This window comes from Aeromonas sp. 25-AL00135 (assembly GCF_054052385.1).
Window position 1 is genome coordinate 199,378 of record NZ_JBSTYQ010000008.1, and the last position, 20,904, is coordinate 220,281.

The 20,904-nt window shown below is 60.4% G+C and carries 17 protein-coding genes and 1 other RNA gene; 6 read left to right on the forward strand and 12 right to left on the reverse strand.

The annotated features are described in order from the left end of the window. Nucleotides 1–85: 85 nt before the first annotated feature. The 3 genes from gcvP to gcvT all read right to left on the reverse strand — a co-directional run bounded on the left by gcvP (nt 86) and on the right by gcvT (nt 4,833). Nucleotides 86–2,962: an aminomethyl-transferring glycine dehydrogenase gene (gene gcvP, locus ACW5XC_RS09865; RefSeq protein ID WP_042053135.1), complete on the reverse strand. Its 2,877-nt coding sequence runs from the start codon at nt 2,960–2,962 to the stop codon at nt 86–88. A 299-nt stretch (nt 2,963–3,261) separates the two neighbouring features. After that, a complete protein-coding gene (gene gcvH / locus ACW5XC_RS09870; RefSeq protein WP_005333898.1) occupies nt 3,262–3,651 on the reverse strand; it encodes a glycine cleavage system protein GcvH in 390 nt (129 codons plus the stop codon). 84 nt (nt 3,652–3,735) lie between these two features. Next, a complete protein-coding gene (gcvT, locus tag ACW5XC_RS09875; RefSeq protein WP_042053136.1) occupies nt 3,736–4,833 on the reverse strand; it encodes a glycine cleavage system aminomethyltransferase GcvT in 1,098 nt (365 codons plus the stop codon). Here gcvT and ACW5XC_RS09880 point away from each other — a divergent pair. Continuing rightward, on the forward strand, nt 4,810–5,037 hold the full coding sequence (locus ACW5XC_RS09880; protein ID WP_058058493.1) for a hypothetical protein: 228 nt from the start codon (nt 4,810–4,812) through the stop codon (nt 5,035–5,037). The two genes, gcvT and ACW5XC_RS09880, sit on opposite strands and share 24 nt — an antisense overlap. A gap of 212 nt (nt 5,038–5,249) precedes the next feature. Here the strand turns inward: ACW5XC_RS09880 and ACW5XC_RS09885 are convergent, their stop codons facing one another. The 3 genes from ACW5XC_RS09885 to ACW5XC_RS09895 form a co-directional block, all read right to left on the reverse strand. Next, a complete protein-coding gene (locus ACW5XC_RS09885; protein WP_042053137.1) occupies nt 5,250–6,518 on the reverse strand; it encodes an FAD-dependent 2-octaprenylphenol hydroxylase in 1,269 nt (422 codons plus the stop codon). Nucleotides 6,519–6,640: 122 nt separating this feature from the next. Next, a complete protein-coding gene (ubiH, locus tag ACW5XC_RS09890; protein ID WP_042053138.1) occupies nt 6,641–7,864 on the reverse strand; it encodes a 2-octaprenyl-6-methoxyphenyl hydroxylase in 1,224 nt (407 codons plus the stop codon). 177 nt (nt 7,865–8,041) lie between these two features. Then, nucleotides 8,042–8,611, reverse strand: a complete 570-nt coding sequence (locus tag ACW5XC_RS09895; protein WP_005333908.1) for a UPF0149 family protein — start codon at nt 8,609–8,611, stop codon at nt 8,042–8,044. A 173-nt stretch (nt 8,612–8,784) separates the two neighbouring features. On the opposite strand from ACW5XC_RS09895, the gene zapA reads away from it, so the two are divergent. Together zapA and ssrS are read left to right on the forward strand one after the other, a co-directional pair. After that, on the forward strand, nt 8,785–9,117 hold the full coding sequence (gene zapA, locus ACW5XC_RS09900; RefSeq protein WP_005333910.1) for a cell division protein ZapA: 333 nt from the start codon (nt 8,785–8,787) through the stop codon (nt 9,115–9,117). Nucleotides 9,118–9,133: 16 nt separating this feature from the next. Beyond that, a non-coding RNA gene (gene ssrS / locus ACW5XC_RS09905) (6S RNA) lies at nt 9,134–9,315 on the forward strand. Between the two features lie 165 nt (nt 9,316–9,480). Here the strand turns inward: ssrS and ACW5XC_RS09910 are convergent. Continuing rightward, nucleotides 9,481–11,772: an FdhF/YdeP family oxidoreductase gene (locus ACW5XC_RS09910; RefSeq protein ID WP_074042645.1), complete on the reverse strand. Its 2,292-nt coding sequence runs from the start codon at nt 11,770–11,772 to the stop codon at nt 9,481–9,483. Then, complete coding sequence (gene fdhD / locus ACW5XC_RS09915; RefSeq protein WP_042053143.1) at nt 11,759–12,556, reverse strand: formate dehydrogenase accessory sulfurtransferase FdhD; 798 nt, start codon at nt 12,554–12,556, stop codon at nt 11,759–11,761. Before fdhD ends, ACW5XC_RS09910 begins: the two co-directional genes overlap by 14 nt. A gap of 152 nt (nt 12,557–12,708) precedes the next feature. Here fdhD and ACW5XC_RS09920 point away from each other — a divergent pair, with 152 nt between their 5' ends. After that, entirely contained in the window at nt 12,709–13,617 is a 909-nt protein-coding gene (locus tag ACW5XC_RS09920) for a LysR family transcriptional regulator (protein WP_042053144.1), read from the forward strand. Nucleotides 13,618–13,701: 84 nt separating this feature from the next. Here the strand turns inward: ACW5XC_RS09920 and emrD are convergent, their stop codons facing one another. The 3 genes from emrD to ACW5XC_RS09935 all read right to left on the reverse strand — a co-directional run bounded on the left by emrD (nt 13,702) and on the right by ACW5XC_RS09935 (nt 16,446). Next, nucleotides 13,702–14,898 (reverse strand): multidrug efflux MFS transporter EmrD, encoded by a 1,197-nt coding sequence (gene emrD / locus ACW5XC_RS09925; RefSeq protein WP_005333920.1) that lies wholly within the window; start codon nt 14,896–14,898, stop codon nt 13,702–13,704. Between the two features lie 261 nt (nt 14,899–15,159). Next, entirely contained in the window at nt 15,160–15,822 is a 663-nt protein-coding gene (locus tag ACW5XC_RS09930; RefSeq protein ID WP_042053145.1) for a glutathione S-transferase family protein, read from the reverse strand. A 168-nt stretch (nt 15,823–15,990) separates the two neighbouring features. Further along, the gene (locus ACW5XC_RS09935; protein WP_005352991.1) at nt 15,991–16,446 is read right to left on the reverse strand and encodes a hypothetical protein; all 456 of its coding nucleotides are present in this window, start codon (nt 16,444–16,446) and stop codon (nt 15,991–15,993) included. Nucleotides 16,447–16,645: 199 nt separating this feature from the next. Between ACW5XC_RS09935 and suhB the strand changes: the two genes are divergently transcribed. Then, nucleotides 16,646–17,449: an inositol-1-monophosphatase gene (gene suhB / locus ACW5XC_RS09940; RefSeq protein WP_042053148.1), complete on the forward strand. Its 804-nt coding sequence runs from the start codon at nt 16,646–16,648 to the stop codon at nt 17,447–17,449. A 403-nt stretch (nt 17,450–17,852) separates the two neighbouring features. Here the strand turns inward: suhB and ACW5XC_RS09945 are convergent, their stop codons facing one another. Continuing rightward, nucleotides 17,853–19,484, reverse strand: coding sequence for a methyl-accepting chemotaxis protein (locus tag ACW5XC_RS09945; RefSeq protein WP_042053150.1), 1,632 nt, complete (start codon nt 19,482–19,484; stop codon nt 17,853–17,855). 387 nt (nt 19,485–19,871) lie between these two features. Between ACW5XC_RS09945 and ACW5XC_RS09950 the strand changes: the two genes are divergently transcribed. After that, nucleotides 19,872–20,804, forward strand: a complete 933-nt coding sequence (locus tag ACW5XC_RS09950; RefSeq protein ID WP_042053152.1) for a ZIP family metal transporter — start codon at nt 19,872–19,874, stop codon at nt 20,802–20,804. The last annotated feature ends 100 nt before the right edge of the window (nt 20,805–20,904 follow it).

Genomic DNA, 20,904 nt, shown 5'->3' on the forward strand with positions numbered 1-20,904 from the left:
CAGCAATCAAATGACATATAAAAAGGGCCACCCGTTTGGGTGGCCCTGTTGTTTATACAGCTTAACTGTTGCTCTTGGACGCCACTTACTTGGCGTAATCCTCAGTCGGGATACAGGCACAGAACAGGTTGCGATCGCCGTAGACGTCGTCGATGCGGTTCACAGAGGGCCACAACTTGGCGGCGCGCACGGCGTCGGACGGGAAGACCGCCTCGGCGCGGCTGTAGCCACGGGACCACTCTGCATCCATCACGTCGTCCTGGGTGTGCGGCGCATGGACCAGCGGGTTGTCGGCGAGGCTCCACTGCCCCTCCTGCACCTTGGCAATCTCGGCGCGGATGGACGTCATCGCCTCGACGAAGCGGTCCAGCTCGCGCTTGGATTCCGACTCGGTCGGCTCGACCATCAGGGTGCCCGCCACCGGGAAACTCATGGTCGGCGCGTGGAAGCCGTAGTCCATCAGCCGCTTGGCTACGTCCATCTCGCTGATGCCTGAGGCTTCTTTAAGCGGACGGATATCCAGGATGCACTCGTGGGCCACCCGACCGTTACGGCCGGAATAGAGCACCGGGAAGGATTCACCCAGCTTCTTGGCCAGATAGTTGGCGTTGAGGATAGCCACCTGAGTGGATTTCTTCAGCCCCTCGTCACCCAGCATGGCGATATACATCCAGCTGATGGGCAGGATGCTGGCCGAGCCGAACGGTGCCGCCGACACGGCGCCGTTGTCACGGCTCTCCTTGTCGGTCTTGACCACGGCGTGACCGGCCACGAACGGTGCCAGATGCTTCTTCACGCCGATGGGGCCCATGCCCGGGCCGCCACCACCGTGAGGAATGGCGAAGGTCTTGTGCAGGTTGAGGTGAGAGACGTCCGCCCCGATAAAGCCCGGCGCCGTCAACCCGACTTGCGCGTTCATGTTGGCGCCGTCCAGATAGACCTGACCACCGTGCTGGTGAACGATGTCGCACACCTCCTTGATGGTCTCCTCATACACCCCGTGAGTAGAGGGGTAGGTCACCATCAGACAGGAGAGTTGATCCCCCGCCTCGGCCGCCTTGGCGCGCAGATCGTCGAGATCCACGTTGCCGGACTTGTCACAGGCGGTGACGATCACCTTGAGCCCCGCCATCTGGGCAGAGGCCGGGTTGGTACCATGGGCAGAAGCCGGAATGAGGCAGATGTCGCGATGCCCCTCGCCGCGGGATTCGTGGTACTTCTTGATGGCCAAGAGACCTGCGTATTCGCCCTGGGCACCTGAGTTGGGCTGCATGCAGACCGCATCGTAACCGGTCACCTTCACCAGCCAGTTCTCCAGGTCAGCCAGCAGTAGCTGATAACCCTTGGCCTGCGCCAGCGGGGCGAACGGGTGCAGCTTGCCAAACTCGGGCCAGGTCACCGGGATCATCTCGGCGGTAGCGTTGAGCTTCATGGTGCAGGAGCCCAAGGAGATCATGGCGTAGTTGAGCGCCAGATCTTTGGCTTCGAGACGGTGGATGTAGCGCAGCATCTCGGTTTCGGAATGGTACTTGTTGAACACCTCGTGGGTCAGCACGGCATCGGTGCGCAGCAGATCCTGCGGAATGGCGTGATGAGCCTGAGCCGCCTTGTCGAGGGCCTCGATGTCCAAGCCGTGGCCTGCCCCTAGGAACAGTTCGAACAGCTCGGCCACATCGCCACGGGTAGTGGTTTCAGAGAGCGACACCCCTACCGCGCTATCTAGGTCTGCACGCAGGTTGATGCCCAGCCCCTCGGCCTTGGCGATCAGCTCAGATTTGCCTGTGGTCAGCACAGTGATCGTATCAAACCAGCTGGCATGCTTGAGGGGCATGCCCTTGGCCTTGAGGCCAAGCGCCAGAATGGTGGTGAGACGGTGCACGCGGGAGGCGATGGTTTTCAGCCCCACCGGGCCGTGGTAGACGGCGTAGAAGCTCGCCATGTTGGCCAGCAGCACCTGTGCGGTACAGATGTTGGAGTTGGCCTTTTCGCGGCGGATATGCTGCTCGCGGGTCTGCATCGCCATACGCAGCGCAGCCTTGCCACGGGCATCCTTGGAAACACCGATGATGCGGCCCGGCATGGAGCGCTTGTAGGCATCGCGGGTAGCGAAGAAGGCGGCGTGGGGGCCACCATAACCCATGGGCACACCAAAGCGCTGGGCGGAACCCAACACCACGTCGGCGCCCAGCTCACCCGGGGATTTGAGCAGCAGCAGGGAGAGCAAGTCGGCGCTGACGCAAGCCAGCCCTTTCTGGGCCTGTACCGCGGCAATCAGGGCGCGCAGATCTTTCACCTCACCTGTGGTGGTGGGGTACTGGAACAGTGCACCGAACACCTCTTCGCTCACTGCATCGCTCGCGGCGCCAACCGCCACGTCGAAACCAAAGTGAACCGCGCGCTCCTTGACCACATCGATCACCTGCGGGTGCACGTCATCGGCCACGAAGAAGAGGTTGGATTTGGACTTGGCCATCCGCTTGGCCAGCGCCATCGCCTCGGCAGCGGCAGTCGCTTCATCCAGCAGGGAGGCACTCGCCAGATCCATGCCGGTGAGATCCAGCGTCAGCTGCTGGAAGTTGAGCAGGGCTTCGAGACGGCCCTGTGCCAGCTCGGGTTGATAGGGGGTGTAGGCGGTATACCAGCCCGGGTTTTCCAGCACGTTGCGCAGGATGACGTGGGGGACATGGGTATCGTGATAACCCATGCCGATATAGCTCTTGGCAATCTTGTTCTGGGCGGCATAGCCCCTGAGCTTGGCCAGCGCCTCCACTTCGGTCATGCCGGCACCGATCCCAAGCGGGCCCGGCAGGCGAATGGCGGCGGGCACGGTCTGGGCAATCAGATCGTCCAGGCTTTCGGCCCCGACGGTCGCCAGCAGCTGGCGCAGCTCTTCCTCGCCCGGGCCGATATGGCGGCGGACAAAATCGTTTTTTTGCTCGAGTTCAAACAGTGACTGGGTCATTTCCCTATTTCCTGATAAATAAGTCCTGGCATGACATCCTGATAACCAAGACCTGATGTTCCTGATCGTCGGCTGATACCGACTCCACTCATGTTCTGGGGCCCGCAGACAGGGTGCGGCACCGGATGCTGCGGCAGCATCGAGAGGGGATCGCCTTGTTTCGAACCCGCCCGTTTCCCCCCTAGGCTCCCAGGCTGGTAAACGGCAGGCGTGGGCGACTTCACCCTTCCACCGGCCGGTGCTTGCCCGGCTGGCGGTCATACAAAGGGGCCCTGCTGTGTTGGCAGGGCCCGGGGGCATTACTCTTCGTCCACCACGTTCTGGTAGCCTTCGGCATCCAGCAGGTTGGCCAGCTCGCTCTCGTCATCGAGCTTGATGCGGAACAGCCAGCCAGCGCTGTAGGGGTCGGAGTTGACCAGCTCGGGGCTCCCTTCCAGCTCTTCGTTGACGGCGATGATCTCGCCGCTCACCGGGCTGTAGATGTCGGAGGCCGCCTTGACCGACTCGGCCACGGCGCAGTCGTCACCGGCACTGACCTGCTTGCCCACTTCCGGCAGCTCGACAAACACCATGTCACCCAGCAGCTCCTGGGCGTGTTCGGTGATACCGACCACGGCCTCACCGTTGGCTTCAACACGGATCCACTCGTGGGAAGTGGCATATTTCAGTTCGCTCGGGATATGGCTCATTTGTGCTTCCTTTGATCTTTGAGTCGCGTTTAAAAACGAATATGAAAAGGGATGGGGGAGGCACTGCCCTCCCCCAAGACGGTATTAAACCAGTTTCTGGCCGTTACGGACGAAAGCGGGCTTGGTGACCTTCACGGTGACCAGCTTCTTGCGGATCTCCACCTCGGCCAGCTCACCGATATCGCGGGGCACCCGCGCCAGGGCAATACTGTAGCCCAGGGTGGGGGAGAAAGAGCCGGAGGTGATCACACCTTCCCGCTTCTCACCGTTTGCCGCGGTGAAGGTGACCGGCATACCGGCACGCAGCACCCCTTTCTCTTCCATCACCAGACCCACCAGCTTGGGCTGATTGCCCGCCGCTTTCTGTGCTTCCAGCACGTCGCGGCCGATAAAGTTGCGATCGCTCGGCTCCCAGGCGATGGTCCAGGCCATGTTGGCGGCCAGCGGAGAGACTGACTCGTCCATATCCTGACCATAGAGGTTCATCCCCGCTTCGAGGCGCAGGGTATCGCGGGCACCGAGGCCGCACGGGGCGACGCCGTTATCCAGCAGCGCTTGCCACAGCTCGCAGGCTTTCTCTTGCGGCACCACGATTTCATAACCATCTTCGCCGGTGTAACCGGTGGTGGCGATAAAGAGATCGCCAGCCTGCACGCCGAAGAAGGGTTTCATCCCCACCACGGCGGTACGCTGAGCGGCGCTCAGCACAGCAGCAGCCTTGACCTTGGCGTTGGGGCCCTGCACCGCAATCATCGCAAGCTCGTGACGCTCGGTGACTGTGATATCGAAATCGATGGCGTGATGGCGGATCCAGGCCAGATCCTTCTCGCGGGTAGCGGAGTTGACCACCAGCCGGTAGAAGGTATCGGTCAGGTAATAGGTGATGAGGTCATCGATGACGCCGCCTTCCGGATTGAGCATGCCGCTGTAGAGGGCCTTGCCGGGGGCAGTGAGTTTGGCCACATCGTTGGCCAGCAGGTGTTGCAGAAAGGCTTTGACCCGTTCGCCGGTCAAATCGACGATGGTCATGTGGGAGACATCGAACATACCGGCATCGCTGCGCACCGCGTGGTGCTCTTCCAGCTGGGAGCCGTAGTTGATGGGCATTTCCCAACCGTGGAAGTCCACCATCTTGGCGCCGGCTTCCAGGTGTTTGGGATGCAGTACAGTAGTCTGGATCATCGCATTCTTTCCTTAGCAAAAAGCCTTTTCGCTTTGGCGACCACCCTTGCGACCCGCGCCACCGCTCTAACTGCACTACGTACAGCAAAAAGCGACCGGATCCAAAAGTGTGTGCTCGCTCCTGCCCTTGCCAGGCAAGAGGGATTCCTTGAACGGAGCGGATTATATGACAAGCAGGCGAGCGTGCCGCTCAAAAAAAACTAATCCCCTCCCGTAAAACTGACTCCAGACACTAAGATAAATGCAGTGATAAAAACAGCCATAAGCCGACTCAGGCGAGATTAAATTTTGATTTTTACCGTTTCGTCACAATTTGCAGAAAAACGTTTCGCTCCAGAGCAAAATTAAAGGCTGACACCCAAAACGGGTCATCAGCCTTGTCGGATTACTTTTGTTGTCAAAAACGGCGAGTAATATTAGTTTTTTTCACCCTTGGCCTGCATGGCACTGCCTTTGGTCGCCGCAACGACCCAGTCAGGACGGGCCAATGCGGGCAACTCGCCCTCCAGCCCCATGGCGGCGCGGATCACCCCCTCCTTGAAGGGCGTCAGCAGATTGGCTGCCCGCAATCCCACGCCCCGCACCAGCTTCTTGAGCGGGTTAGCCCCGCTGAACAGCCGCTTGAGCCCCTCCATCGCAGCGAGCATGCGAGCCGCTTCGCTCTTGCGCCAGCGCTCGTAGCTGCGCAGGTTAGCGAGCAGGCCGATATCCTCACCCGCGGCATGATTTTGCAAGATCAGCTCCGCCAGCGCGGCAGCATCCAGCAGGCCAAGGTTGACCCCCTGCCCCGCCAGCGGATGGATGGTATGGGCGGCATCTCCCACCAGCACCAGCCGCTCGCGGGCAAAGTCGCGAGCATAGCGGGCGGTAAGCGGAATCGCGCTGCGCGGCCCCTCCACCTTGCACAGACCGAGCCGAGCGTCGAAGGCGGCAGTAAGCTGACGATTGAACTGCTCGTCATCGCAGGCACAGAGCGCCTCGGCACGGGCCGCAGGCAGCGACCAGACGATGGAGCAGAGGTTCTCTTGCCACAGCGGCAAAAAGGCGAGCGGGCCATCCGGGGTGAAGATCTGGCGTGCCACCGCCTCGTGGGGCTCGGCGCAGCGCACCGTCGCCACCAGGGCGTGGTGGCCATAATCCCAGCTGGTGAGCGGGATATCGGCCTGACGGCGCACCCAGGAGTGGGCGCCATCGGCAGCCACCACCAGTTTGGCCGAGATGGCCTGACCATCTTCAAGGAGCAACAAGGCGCCCGCCGGGCCGCTCTGCAGGCTCTTGGCTCTGGCGGGGGTCAGCAGCTGGATATTGCTGGCACCTTCAATCGCCTCATGCAGCGCCAGCTGGATCACCCGATTCTCGACGATGTGGCCGAGGTTGGCCTGACGCAGGCTGGCGGCATCGAAGTCGATATGGCCGAAACTGTCCTGCTCCCACACCGCCATCTTGTCATAGGCCTGCAGGCGGCGCGCTTCAATGCCGTCCCAGGCGCCGACATGGCGCAGGATCTGCTGGCTGGCCAGACTCAGGGCGCTGACCCGATTATCGGCCACCTCCGCCAGCTGCGGGTCGGGCAGTTGTCCCTCCACCACCAGCACCTTGAGGGCGCTATGTTTCAAGGCCGCAGCGAGCCCCAGCCCCACCATGCCGCCACCGACAATCACCACATCCACATTTTGCATCTGCATCATCTCATCCTTTCAGGGCTGACCGGCTGGCCAGCGAGAGGACGCCCGCAGGCATCACCTCTTTATTCAATAGGTTTTGATCAACGAATGGCGGTCAACAGGTTCCACTCAACAAGTGCTGGCTAGTTGCCGCACACATCGGCGACAAAGCCCAGGGTGCGCGAGGCAAGCGGCGCCTTGAGGCACGGGAATCGCCCCATCAGGGTGAGCGCCAGATTGCGCCCCGCCACCAGCGGATCGTGACCATTGGAGAAGAGCTGGGCCAGCGAAGAGGTGAGCCAGACGGTCTGCTCCTGATCGCGCTGACGCTGCTGCCAGTAGCCACTCAGTACCTTGAAGCTGCCGATATCCTCCCCCTCTGCCAACGCCTTGGCTACGGCGCCGGTAAGCAGGTCGAGATCCCGCATCCCGAGGTTGAAGCCCTGTCCGGCAATGGGGTGCAAGGCATGCGCTGCATTGCCCACCAGCACGGTGCGCTGGGCCAGCGGGTAGTCGCAGGCGGTCAGAATGAGCGGATAGACGTGACGCACGCCGCATCGCTCGAAGCGACCAAGCCGCCAGCCAAAGGTCTGCTGCAGACGGGCAAGGAAAGCGGCATCATCGAGCGCCATCAGCTCATCCACCTCATGCTGCCCGACGCTCCACACCAGCGAGGAGAGCCCCTCCTGCATCGGCAGCAGGGCCAGCGGCCCCCCTTCGGTAAAACGCTCGAAGGCGCGTCCCTCAGGGTCTTGCGCCGTTTTGACCGTGGCGATGATGGCGTGCTGCTCAAAGTCGTGGCGGGTCACCGGCAACTTGAAGTGCTGACGCACAAAGGAGTTGCCGCCGTCTGCCGCCACCAGCAGGCGGGTCTCAATCTGTTCACCGCTCTCGAGGGTGAGGGTCACCTTCTCCTCATCGGGCACAATCTCGCTCACCCGTGCCGGACAGCAGACCCGGATATTGGGAGAGGCCGCCATCGCCCGTTGCAGCTCATGACCGGCAGCTGCAAGCTCGATCACCTGGCCCAGCGCGGGCAGGCCGTATTCAGCGGCCGACAGGCGAGCCTGACCGAAGTGGCCCCGATCCGAGACATGAATCTGGGTAATGGGGGCGCAATGGGGGGCAAACAGCGGCCAGAGTCCGCGTCGCAACAGCGCATCACAGGTACCGGCCGAGAGCGCAATGGCGCGGGCGTCGAACCCTGAATGGGTGTGCTGTTCGGGGACGCTTGCCTCCAGCAGCAGGATCTCGAGGGGGGAGCCATCGGATCGAAGCAGGGCTGCCAGCGAGAGGGCCAGCACGGCACCGCTCATTCCACCGCCGACCAGGGTGACATCGACCTGTCGCACATCAGATTGAGACATAAGCAGAGAGGAAGAAGTGAAAAAGGTGGCCTCATGCTATCACAAAGCCGCAGGCCGAATGCGAGGTCACCGGCAAAAAACCGGTTGTGCCTCACAGGGTTAGCCACAACAGCGCCATAAAAAAGAGCGCCATCAGGCGCTCTTGCAGATTCAGTAAGGGTCGCGTTGACCCGCACCTCAATGAAGGGTCGGCGGCGCGCTCGGGGTATCGGGGCGCTTGCCAAACTCTTCGAAGGCCATCATGACCCCCAGCTTGACGTGTTCGTAGAGCACCAGGAAGGAGGCTTCGTTCTCGTCATCTTCCTGATCGAACTCGGCAGAGACCTGAGTGATGCTGGCGATATCCTGGATCATCTCCTGCAGCTCTTCCGACGCGCGGGAGAGCTCCTGCTGCACCACGCCAAAACCGGCCAGAAACGCCTGTGACCAGTCCACCAGCGAATCGATGCGCTCGTCGAGGGGAGCATCATCGCTTGGCAGCAGCAGCTCGACCCCCTTCTGGGCCATCAGGCTCTCGACTACATTGTGATAAAGATCGGTCATCACCTGGCGCACCGGGGCCGGCAGGCCGAAACCGTCGTTCACCAGATCGTTGAAATGGGGCAGCCAACTCTTGTCGTCCAGTGCCACACCGCCGCACACCAGACCGCAGATCACACCATGGGCCTCTACTGCGCTGGCCATCAGCTCATGTTGTTCCATGATGTCGGCCACTGCCGCATATTTAAGGGGGTTCGTTTTGCTCATCGAGGATCCGCTCAAAGTTCAGTCAAATTTGCAGAATTAATGGTCAGGATCCTAGCATTCTCCCTCTTGCAGAGCCAGCAAGGCCTTGAAACTTATGCATCTGCGCTATATAGTCCCGCCCAGTTGTCCACGTGGATAAAGGCGGAAATCAGCTCCGCCGTATTGAGGAAGGCATGAGCACAGAGGCCGTAGAAATCGTCATTTTGGGACGTCCCTACAAGGTATCCTGTCCCCTGGGACAGCAGGATGCCCTGCGCCAGGCCGCCGAGCAGCTGACCGACAAGTTGATCGACCTGCGTCAACGCTCCAAAGTCTCCAGCAACGAGCAATTGGCTATCATGGCGGCGCTCAATTTCTGTCATGAGCTCTGCCTTGAAAAAGAGAAGAACCACCAATACTCTGAGACCATGGACAAGCGGATCAAGATGCTGCAGCGCACCATCGAAGCGGCCCTGATCGAGCACGGACAATATGGTGATTCCAGCGAAGAGGGGCAACAGCCCTAATCGCAAACCGTTTTAAAATTCCCTGGGATGTTTGTCAGCCGGTTCAAGTCCCCGAGCCGATATTCATACCAAACAGGGGATCTGCCTTCTGGCTATTGCGCATGCTCGGCACGACTGAGAAGCCTGCGGTCAGATCCGATCCCCGCCTTGAACCGACGGTTCAAGGGCCCAAACCGGCAACGGCATCTCGGGGTACCAACAGCAAAAGCCCGTCACCAGCGTGACGGGCTTTTTCTTTGCCTGATGATCAACTCCCCCTCCCCCTTTCAGAGCTGAAAAAATGCCCCGGATGAAAAGCTCACCCGGGGCATCACCGCATTCACAGTGCATGCTGTGTTAGCGCAGCCAGTCGCGTTAGCGCTTCTATTTGAGCAGCAACAAATTCTCCTGCTGGCGGGAGGCCGTCACCAGCACCGGGATGGACTTGGAGGTGGGGGTAAACGACCCGGCCCCGATACTGTCGATGGGCACCAGCGGGTTGGTCTCCGGATAGTAGGCCGCGATGTTGCCACGCGGGATCTCGTAGATCACCACGTTGAATCCGGTAACAATGCGCTCGCGCCCATCGTTGCAGATGGCCGCCATGTCGACCCGATCCCCTTCGGCAAAGCCAAGCTGGCGAGCATCCGCCTCGTTCATGAACACCACGTTGCGCTGGCCCTTGATGCCGCGATAGCGGTCATCCATGCCGTAGATGGTGGTGTTGTACTGATCGTGGGAGCGCAAGCTCTGCAGCAGCAACACCGGCTGGTCGTTCATCTGTTCGGCATGGCGGGTACACTCCGGCAGCACTGATTGCGGCAGGGGGCTGGCACGAAACTCAGCGCAGCCACTGGCGGTATTCCAGGTCAGCAGCGCCGCGGAGTTATCGAGATGAAAACCGCACGGCTGCTGGATGCGGGCATTGAAATCGGCAAAGCCGGCGATGGTCTGCTCGATGAGATCACGGATACGGGCATAGTCATCGCGCAGGGCCAGCCAGTCGACCCGCTCGCTGCCCACAGTGGCATGAGCCATCCGCGCAACTATGTCGGTCTCGGAGAGGCAAAGGGGCGACACCGGCTCGGCCGCACCGGTCGAAGCGTGCACCATGCTGAAGGTGTCCTCCACCGTGATCTTCTGGTTGCCAGTGCGCTGGATGTCGAGCTCGGTGCGACCGAGACAGGGCAGGATCAGCGCCGCCTTGCCCACCTGCAGATGGCTGCGGTTGAGCTTGGTACTGATCTGCACGTTGAGCTCGGCTTTTTTTATCGCCCCGTAGGTGAAGTCGGTGTCGGGCGCCGCTGCAGCCAGGTTGCCACCCAGGCAAATAAGCACCTTGCTCTTGCCTTCGTCCAACGCCTTGAGCGCTTCGTACACGTTGTGGCCACGGGCCCGTGGCAGGCTCACCTGCAGGTGACGCTCGAGCCGCTCGATAAAGGCGGCGGTCGGCTTTTCGTTGATACCCATAGTGCGGTTGCCCTGCACGTTGCTGTGGCCCCGTACAGGACAGAGTCCCGCCCCCGGCTTGCCAATCTGGCCACGCATCAGGTGCAGGTTAACGATTTCGCGAATGGTATCAACCGAGTGCAGGTGCTGGGTCACCCCCATGGCCCAGCAACTGATAATGCGCTGGCTGGCGGCAAAGACCCGGGCAGCCTGCACGATGTCGGCGCGGGTCAGGCCGGATTGCTGCTCGATCATGGCCCAGTCGGTGGCACGCACCTGCGCCTCATACTCGGCAAAGTGGTGGGTGTGGCGGGCGATAAAGTCGCGATCCACCGCCTCTGGCGCCTCTTCCAGGATGTACTTGGCCATACCGCGGATGGCGGCCATGTCGCCCCCCAGTTTCGGCGTCAGGTATTGGTGGCTGATGGTGGTGGCCGCCGGGGTAAGCAGCTCGAGCGGGCTCTGCGGGCTGGCGAAGCGCTCCAGCGCCACCTCTTTCAAGTTGTTGAAGCTGACGATCTTGCAGCCACCGCGCGCCGCCTGACGCAGGGCATTCATCATGCGCGGGTGGTTGGTCCCCGGATTCTGGCCATAGACAAACACCGCATCGGCCTGGTCGAAGTCATCCAGCACCACAGTGCCCTTGCCGATGCCGACCGACTGGATCAGCGCTACCCCGCTCGCCTCATGGCACATGTTGGAGCAGTCGGGGAAGTTGTTGGTGCCAAACAGGCGACCAAACAGCTGATAAAGATAAGAAGCCTCGTTGCTGGCACGCCCCGAGGTGTAAAACTCCACCTCGTCCGGGCTATTCAGCCCCTTGAGAGTGTCGGCAATCAGGGAGAAGGCGTCATCCCAGCTTACCGGCTCATAGTGATCGGTCGCCGGGTTGTAGCGCATCGGCTCGGTCAGCCGCCCCTGATACTCGAGCCAGTAGTCACTCTGGGTGGCCAGCTGGCGCACCGAGTGGGCGGAGAAAAACTCGGCCCCCACCGTCTTGCCGGTGGACTCCCAGGCCACCGCCTTGGCGCCGTTCTCACAGAACTGGAAGGTGCCGTGGTCGTTGTCACCCCAGGCACAGCCCGGGCAATCGAAGCCGTCGGTCTGGTTGACCCGCAGCAGGTTCTTGATGTTCTGACGGGTCTTCTGGCTGCGCAGCACCTGTTTCATGGTGGATTGCAGGGACGAGAAACCGCCGGCTTTGGCGGGCTTTTCAATATGACTCATGGCACTCTCCGATGGGATCCGCCGGGCGATAGCTCGAATAGCTGACCGGGGCATCAAACTTGGGAATATGAACGACGTTGAGGTTGTATTTGAGGGCCAACCTGACCGCCAGCTGGCTGGGCGATGCCAGGCAGATGAGATGACGGGCACCGAAGCGGGCGGCTTTTTGCACCAGCTCGCTGCCGCAGCGGCTGGTCACCACCAGGGTGTCGCACGCACTTTGCTGACGCAGCAGCAGGCCGATCAGCTTGTCGAGGGCATTGTGGCGCCCGATATCTTCCCGGCAGTGCAGGATCCGCCCCTCGGCATCCAGCGCCAGCGCCGCATGCAGGGCACCGTGTTGCTGCCCCTTGAGCTGCCACTGGGCGATCTGCGGGCGCAGCCCCGCCAGCAATACCCCATCCAGCGGCGGCGTCAGCGGCAACACCGGCAATGCGGGCAGCGCCTGCTCCGCCGCCGCTACACCGCAGATGCCGCAGCCGGTCACCCCGGTCAGCCGGCGCTTGTGCTCGGTCAGGGCGGCCAGAGAGCGGTTGGCGATGGTCACATCCAGTACAATACCCTGTTCGGCTGGCGCGACCTGGATATCGTGGACTTCGTGGTTATGCCGGATGATCCCCTCGCCAAACAGAAAGCCGACAGCAAAGTCGTCGAGATCGTCCGGGGTCGCCATCATCACCGCATGGTTGATGCCATTGATGTTGATGGCGACGGCTACCTCTTCCACCAAATGATCCAGTGACGGCAAGTTGGTGGGGGTTGCGACGGGAGAATGGGCAGGCATGCAGGTTGGCCTAAAAATGCAAGCTGCATTCAAGTTTAGAGAGGCGACTGACGCAAAACCAATGAAATAAATCTATATCCTGATAGAGTCGTTCTATCAGATATGTCTTTTCAATTGATTGATTCTTCAGCGGCCCGTTTCACTACAACCAGATGAACATCAAGCAACTTCACTACTTTCACGAGCTGGCCAAACACCGGCATTTTGCCAAAGCGGCCAAAGCCTGCCACATCACCCAACCCACCCTTTCGGCCAGCATTACCGCGCTGGAAAAGAGTGTCGGCACCGATCTGGTGGTACGCACCAGCCAGTTTGTCGCCCTGACCGAGGCGGGCGAGTTGGTACGCCAGTATGCCGAACGGATGCTGCTGGAACAGGAGGCGCTCAAGCAGGAGCTGGCGCTGTTCCAGGGCGAACTCTCCGGCACCCTGCGTATCGGCATTGTGCCCCAGTCCAATCTCGACATCATGCCGTTTATCGCCCGCTGCAAACAGCGCTATCCCGACATCATCATTCGCCTGTCGGTGCTCAGCAACGAAGCGCTGCTATCACAGCTGGATCTGCATCAGTGCGATATCGGACTGGGATTTGATGAACCCGCCGGCGGAGCTGGCCGGCGCGCCTTTCATGTCTACCCGCAAAGCGCCAACCAGATGGCGGTGCTGATGAACCGTGACGAAGCGGATCTGTACCCGCACAGCAGCGACATTGCGCTTGCTGAACTGCAGCAACAGCCGCTGGTGCTGCCCAGCCGCACCATGCAATTTCGCCAATATCTGGACCGCGCCGCCGAGCAGGGGGGAAGCTCGCTCAACGTGGTACTGGAGACCGACTCGCTGTTCCATCTGGTCAGCGCCGTACGCCACCGGCTGGGCTGGGCCATCGTCAGCGCCGGCCTCGCCCGCTCTGCCAGCAAGCTCTCGGATCTCGTTTGCCTGCCGCTCGCTCCGCTGGAGAATATCGGCCATACCACCTTTCTGACCCGCCAGCAGAGCATCACCCCCGCCATGCGCGCCTTTCTTGAACTGGTGGCAGAAGGTGAACCGGCAAACGCGCCTTGACGCATGCCGAGCAGTAGGCCGCATTAGGTTCTGGCAAAGAAAAAGCCCGCCAGAAGGCGGGCTTTCAGAGAGCAAGCGCGGGCATCAAATCGCCATCTGCTCGTGCGGCGAGCCGTGGTGGCGCAGCCAGACAAAACTCAGCGCCACGATCAGCACCATCAGGGTCATGATGGCACCCAAAGTCACCTGACCGGTCATCGGGAAACCGGCCGCCAGCAGGGTCACCACGCCCGCCCCCAGGTTCTGCATCCCGCCGAGAATGGCCCCCGCGGTGCCGGCCTGACCCGGAAAGGGCTCGATGGCACAGGAAGTGGCGGTCGGGTAGAGAATACCGCTACCGATAAAGTAGACAGCCGCACCACCGACCAGCGAGGCGGCACTCACCACCCCGAACAACCCCGGCACCAGAATGATGAGGGAGCCGAGCGCCAGAAAGGCGATGCCAAGACGCATCAGTTTGCCCTGAGTCAAACGGAAGCTCAGCTTGGCAGAGAGCCAGGCACCGAACAGATAGCCGGGCAGCGGCAGCACAAACAGCACGCTCACGGTACGGGCGCTCAGTTTCAGCACATCGCCCAGCAGCACACCGGCCGCCGCTTCAAATACCGCCAGTCCCGCAAAGGTCGCCATGAGGCAGAGCAGGTTTCCCTGAAACTTGGGGTTGCCCAGCACGTGGCGATAGGCAGCACCGACGCGCAGTGGCTGACGGGCAGCAGCAGGCAGCGTCTCGCCAAACCAGGCCATGATCGCCAGAGTGGCTACGGCACCAAAACCGAACAGGAACCAGTAACCGGCGCGCCAGTTGAACAGCTCGGTCAGCCAGCCCCCAAGCACAGGCGCCAGCAGCGGGGAGAAGATCACCCCCATGCTCACCAGACTGTTGGCGCGGTTGAGCTCGGCGCCGTTGTAGCGATCGCGCATCACGGTACGGCTCATGGCGCCACCGGCACCGGTACCCAGCCCCTGAATAAAGCTGCCCACCAGCAGGGCGGCAAAATGGGGGATGACCTGAATGATCAGGGTGCCTACCAGAAACACCATCATGCCGACGATCAGCACCGGACGACGACCGATGCGATCCGACAACGGCCCGTAGACAAACTGGGAGAGGCCATAGGGGATCAGGTAACAGGCCATCACCGCCTGCAGCTGACCCGAGGCCACATTGAAGTCCCCCGCCATCATGGGAATGGAGGGGACATAGAGGGTCTGGGTCATCTGGCCCACAGCGACCATCAGAATGGTCAGTAAAAACAACGGATAAAAACTGTGCCGATCCATATCAGTCCCAAAAAATCGAAAAAATGCTGCCGCCCTCTGGCACAAAATGGCCCAGAGGAATCTGATCACAGAGGCTGTGATGCAATCAAAAACAGTGTTGGAAACAGTAGGCGGGGAGCCCGCCAAGCCACCGCACAGGACGCTTGGTGGTATGGGGGCATCATAGTGATTCAGCTCACAAAAAACGAACGAATCTTTATAATCGGCTTGCCTTAGTTTTTCTAATATTACGGGGCTTTACGCCCCGTCAGCAGTTAAAAATCAACGTGTTACCATCTGCTGCGCCTGCTTGATCAGCTCATCGGGCTGCTCCTTGCGCGGCGGTATGGTGATCCCCTTCTGGCAGGCAGGCTTCGCGGCCATCCGATCCATCCAGGCTTGCAGATGGGGCAATCCCTCGATGGAGATGCCGCTCCAGTCATAAATCCGCACCCAGGGCCAGGTGGCAATGTCGGCGATGCTGTACTCGTCCGCCAGATATTCGTGATGGGCCAGATGGCTATCGAGCACCTCAAACAGGCGGCGCCCCTCCTTCTGGTAGCGTTCGATGGCGGCAGGGATCTTCTCGGGGAAATAGCGGTAGAAGACATTGGCCTGCCCCATCATGGGCCCTACCCCGCCCATCTGGAACATCAACCACTGAATGGCCTGAGAGCGGCGTTTGGGATCGGCCGGCAACAATTTGCCCGCCTTCTCCGCCAGATAGATAAGGATGGCGCCCGACTCGAATACGGCGAAATCGTCGTTATCCCGATCGACGATGGCCGGAATGCGGCCATTGGGATTGATGGCGAGAAACTCGGGCTTCTTCTGATCCAGTGCCGACAAATCGAGGGGAATGACCCGATAGGGCAAACCCAGCTCTTCCAGTGCAATGGCCACTTTGAAACCATTGGGGGTCGCGGCGGTGTAAAAGTCGATCATGATTCACTCCTTGTTGGTCATAGCCAGATTGCACGATTTGAACAGGATGCAACACCATAGCCGCCTCATCTTGCAACAAGTGACCGGCTCCAGACCATTAAAAAGCGGCGCACCGCTGGCCAAACAAGGCTACGGTACGCCGCTAGTGCGCTCTGGCGATGGTAGATATTAGTTGATCACGGCGACCGGCTTGCGCTGGCGCAGCATGATCAGGCGGGAAAGCAGCGGGAAGTAGGACTCCAGCTTGCGCAACAGCACCCGGCTGCAGGCAGGCTCGGCCAGCTCCGACTCATCCAGCACGATGCCGTTTGAGACAAAATAGAAACGGGGGTCACGCACATCCGGCCCGCAGACCGTCAGCTCCTTGTCCCCCTTGCGGATCAGCAGCGGCAAGACCGGCAAACCGATCGTCTCATCCTCTCCCCGGGCAAATCCGGCATCCTGCCAGGGCGCATCGCCGTCGATCAGCAGGATCGCCGCCTCCGTCTTGGCCGGTTGCCACTGGGCCAGGGGGGTCACGGTGATGTGGGCAAAGTGATCACCATACTCGGGTGATGACCGCAAGATGGCCAACAGTCCCTCGCTGGCAGCTGACACGTTCTGACTCACTAATGACAAATTCATGGTTCACATCCCTATGCTCATGACAGCCTGTATCCGGCTGCTGGGATAAGACTAGCGCAGATCTGGTCTATATTGGAGCCGTCAAATCTGGCAGTGGTAATCAATTGGTCGTAGGGGGATAACAGTTGCCATCGCACAAAATACTGGTATCATACCGCGTCCTTTTATCCCCCGTTCTTTAACATCCAGTGGTGAACCTATGCATCCGATGCTGAATATCGCCGTGCGCGCTGCGCGCAACGCCGGTCAAGTTGTAGTAAAAGCCTTCTCCCAGCCTGAGAACATTGAGGCTATCCAAAAAGGCAGCAATGACTTCGTGACCAACGTTGACCGTGAAGCCGAAGCGACCATCATTCACACCATCAAAAAATCTTACCCGGAGCACAGCATTGTTGCTGAAGAGTCTGGTGAGATTGCCGGTACCAATCCGGACTACCAATGGATCATTGACCCACTGGATGGCACGACCAACCTTGTCAAAGGCATTCCGCACTTTGCCGTTTCCATCGCCCTGCGCGTAAAAGGCAAAACCGAGCAAGCCGTTGTTTACGATCCCATCCGTGACGAACTGTTCACTGCTACCCGTGGTAGCGGCGCCCAGCTGAACGGCTACCGTATCCGTGTCGGCAAAGCCAAAGAGCTGGCTGGCACAGTACTGGCCACAGGTTTCCCCTACAAGCAAAAGCACCACATCGAGTCCTACCTGAAGATGTTCCAGAGCATGTTCATTGAATGTGCCGACATCCGTCGCTCCGGCTCTGCCGCACTGGATCTGGCCTATGTGGCTGCCGGTCGTATCGACGGTTTCTGGGAAATCGGCCTGAAACCCTGGGACACCGCTGCCGGTGAACTGCTGGCCAAAGAAGCTGGTGCCATCGTCACCGACTTCGTAGGTGGTCACAACTACGAAAACTCCGGCAACATCGTGGTTGCCAACCCGCGCGTCCTGAAAGAGATGCTGGGCAAGATCCGCGAAGAGCTACCGGAGTCTCTGGCTAAATAAGCCAGCCTTCGAGCAGACAGATAAAAAAACCGGCGCAAGCCGGTTTTTTATTGCTGCGATATACCCTGTCAGAGCATTCCAACCAACTGCTTATGCTCTTCTTCCCCGTAGCATACGCCCCAACTGCTCGCCCCGTTCCCCATCCCCAAAACAGTTCGTCGCCCTTCTCTCGTTAGCAAATACGCCTTAACCAACCTTCTTGAATATCACCGTACTCAGGCCGGGATAAAAACCTGGCCTCCTGTTTGCCCTGATCTTCATCCTCTTGCGAAGAACACCAACCATCAGGCCTCGAACCCATCGCCAGATAAAAAAACACCCGGCACATGGCCGGGTGTCGTGAGGGCATACAAAGCGCCCCGACTTTTATGAATGAAGAGGCCGGCGTACGCCAGCCCCTTTATCAGGCGAGGCGGAAGCGGCCGATGGTCTGCTTCAGACCCACCGCCAGCTGGCTCAGCTCCAGACAGGCGCGGGCAGTATGATCGGCGCCCAGAGCCACCTCGTTGGCGGACTCGTTGATCCGCTCGACGTTGCGGCCCAGCTCGTCGGAGACCGCATCCTGCTCGCCGCAGGCGCTGGCAATCTGGATCGCCATGTCGGCAATCTGGGCGACCGCCTCTTCAATCTGCTGGATGCCGTTACTGGTCTGCTCGCTCTGATCCACACACTGGCGGATCATTTCGCAGCTCTGGCCAGTGACCTCTTTGGCCTGATTGGCGCGCGCCTGCAGGGTTTCGATGATGGCCACGATCTCGCCGGTCGAGGCCTGGGTACGACCCGCCAGAGTGCGCACCTCGTCGGCCACCACGGCAAAGCCACGGCCTTGCTCGCCGGCGCGGGCTGCTTCGATGGCCGCATTGAGGGCCAGCAGATTGGTCTGCTCGGCGATGCCACGGATCACATCCACAACGACGTTGATTTGGGCAGATTCACGCTCCAGCTCGGTCACCAGCGTACCGGCCTGCTCGATCTCCTCGGCAACCCGGGTGATGGCCACCAGCGAGCGCTGCACATCCTGATTACCTTTGCGGGCTAAGGTATTAGCCGCACTGGCAGACTCAGAAGTGTGCTCTGTATTGCCCGCCACATCAGCAACGGTCGCTTTCATCTGGGTCATGGCCGTCGCCACCAGCGAAATCTCTTGCTGCTGGCTCTGAATACCTTTGGCAGACTGTTCGGAAACCGCACTCACTTCGTCAATCGCCGCCCCTAACTGGGTAACCGCAGCCACCACCTCTTCAATCAGACCGCGCAGGTTGTCCTGCATCTTGAGAGAGGCTTTGGCCAGCATGCCCAGCTCGTCGCGGCCGATATGTTGACGCTCCAGCTGATGGGTCAGATCGCCAGCGGCAATGGCGTTGGCCTGAGCCACCACGGCTTGCAGCGGCAGGCAGATCTGGCGAGTCAGGAACCAGGTCATCACCACCATGAACACCAGCAGGGCACCGATGCTCACCATGGCGAAGGTGGTCACCATGCTGACGCTGCCAAGCAGGCTGCCACGGTTCTCTTTGACGAAACCGAGGTTCACCTGGATCAGCGAGTTGACCGCCTGCTCCAGCGCCCCGAAGAGCGGGTTGGAGGCAAACAGCTGGGTTTTGGCCTGCTCGTGCTGACCCTGCACCAGCAGCATATCAAACTCGTTTACCGAACGTTGATAAGTGAGCCACTGTTGTTTGGCTTGGTTAAACACCTGACGCTCGTTGTCGGCCCCTACGGTCGCCTCGTAGGCACGAAATGCCTCGTCAACCTTGCGAATATTCTCCTGAATGCGGCCACGACGGGCCTGCAGGTCGGCGGCATCATCCACCATCAGCAGGGCAAACTGGGCCCGACGTACATAAGAGACGTCGTAGAGCAGGGTTTCGACCGATAGCACGCTCGGCAAAGTGGAGTCGGTAAAATTCAGCACCCGATCGCGCACGCCGCGCAATTCATTCGAGAGAAAAACACCGAAGACAACGTTGACTGCGGCAATGACCGCAAAAACCACGGCAATCTTTTTGCCGATGGAGAGATTCTTGTAAAACATGGTTGGCTGTTGATCCTCAACTGCTGACAAGCAGGTAAACAGTAGCGATCACATCCGTATGAGCTGATCCCGGCCATTCCTGACGGGAGATGGAAGGTTGCGAAAGCGGGGGAAGGACGATTTCGCGAGGCGCGAATTCTATCACAATATCGCCTAATCCTTCACCAGATTCCACCAAATGAATGCAAGCTGATTTCCTTCACAACCCGACATTCATCACAAAATATTTATAGCGACCAAATCATTTCAAATAGTTAACCGATAAATGCAATCGAGGCAGTGGCATGGACAAGGGACCATCAACTCGTTGTAATGACCAACATGACCCGATGGCGGAGCGCCATCCCCCTTCGTTGTAACCATTTGCTGTAACAAGAGGCCCTGTTTATGGATAACAGCTCGTATCTGCCAGCTTCAACCTGGTCTGCCCAGCTGCGTGAACAACTGCAGGCGCGGCCACTTACCGCCCTCGGTCTCTTTATCGCGCTGGCTGCCGTCTTGCTGCTGCTGTTGCAGAGTATCATCATGCTCGCTACCGGCGAGGTGACCAGCGGCGTGCGCTATGGCCTGATCGGTGGTGCCGCCGGGTTTGCCGCCACCGCCATTGGCGCCCTGCCCGCCCTGTTTCTGCGCTCGGTACCACAAAAGGTAGAGGACACCATGCTGGGCTTTGCCGCCGGCATGATGCTGGCGGCCAGTGCCTTCTCCCTGCTGTTGCCGGGGCTGGAGGCCGCCGAGGGGATCACCGGCAACGGCTTTAGCGCCGCTGCCGTGGTGGTGGTCGGCATGATGCTCGGGGTGCTGTTGATGCTGGGACTGGATCAGTTCACCCCGCACGAACATGACAAAACCGGCCCCTGCGGCCCCGGTCACGAGAGCTGCTCCCGGGTCTGGCTGTTCGTCTTTGCCATCGCCCTGCACAACCTGCCGGAGGGGATGGCCATCGGGGTCAGCTTCTCGCAGGGGGATATGTCGGTGGGGCTGCCGCTTACCACTGCCATCGCACTGCAGGATATTCCGGAAGGATTGGCGGTGGCGCTGGCCATGTGCGCCGCCGGTTTTCGCCCCTCGGTGGCGGTGCTGGTCGCCATCGCCAGCGGCCTGCTCGAACCGATTGGCGCCCTGCTCGGGGTGGGGCTCTCCAGCGGCCTTGCCATCGCCTACCCCATCGGACTTGGGCTCGCCGCCGGCGCCATGCTGTTTGTGGTCTCGCACGAGGTAATTCCGGAGACTCACCGCAACGGTCACCAGACCTATGCCACCCTCGGCCTGATGGCAGGCTTTGCCCTGATGATGACCCTCGATACCGCGCTCGGCTAAAGGCCCTCGCCGCGCCTCATCAATGCTTTTTGTCACCCGCGGGGGGGGGCCCAAGGGGGGGCGCGGGGGGGGGGGGGGTATGGTTGGGGGCGCGCGGGCC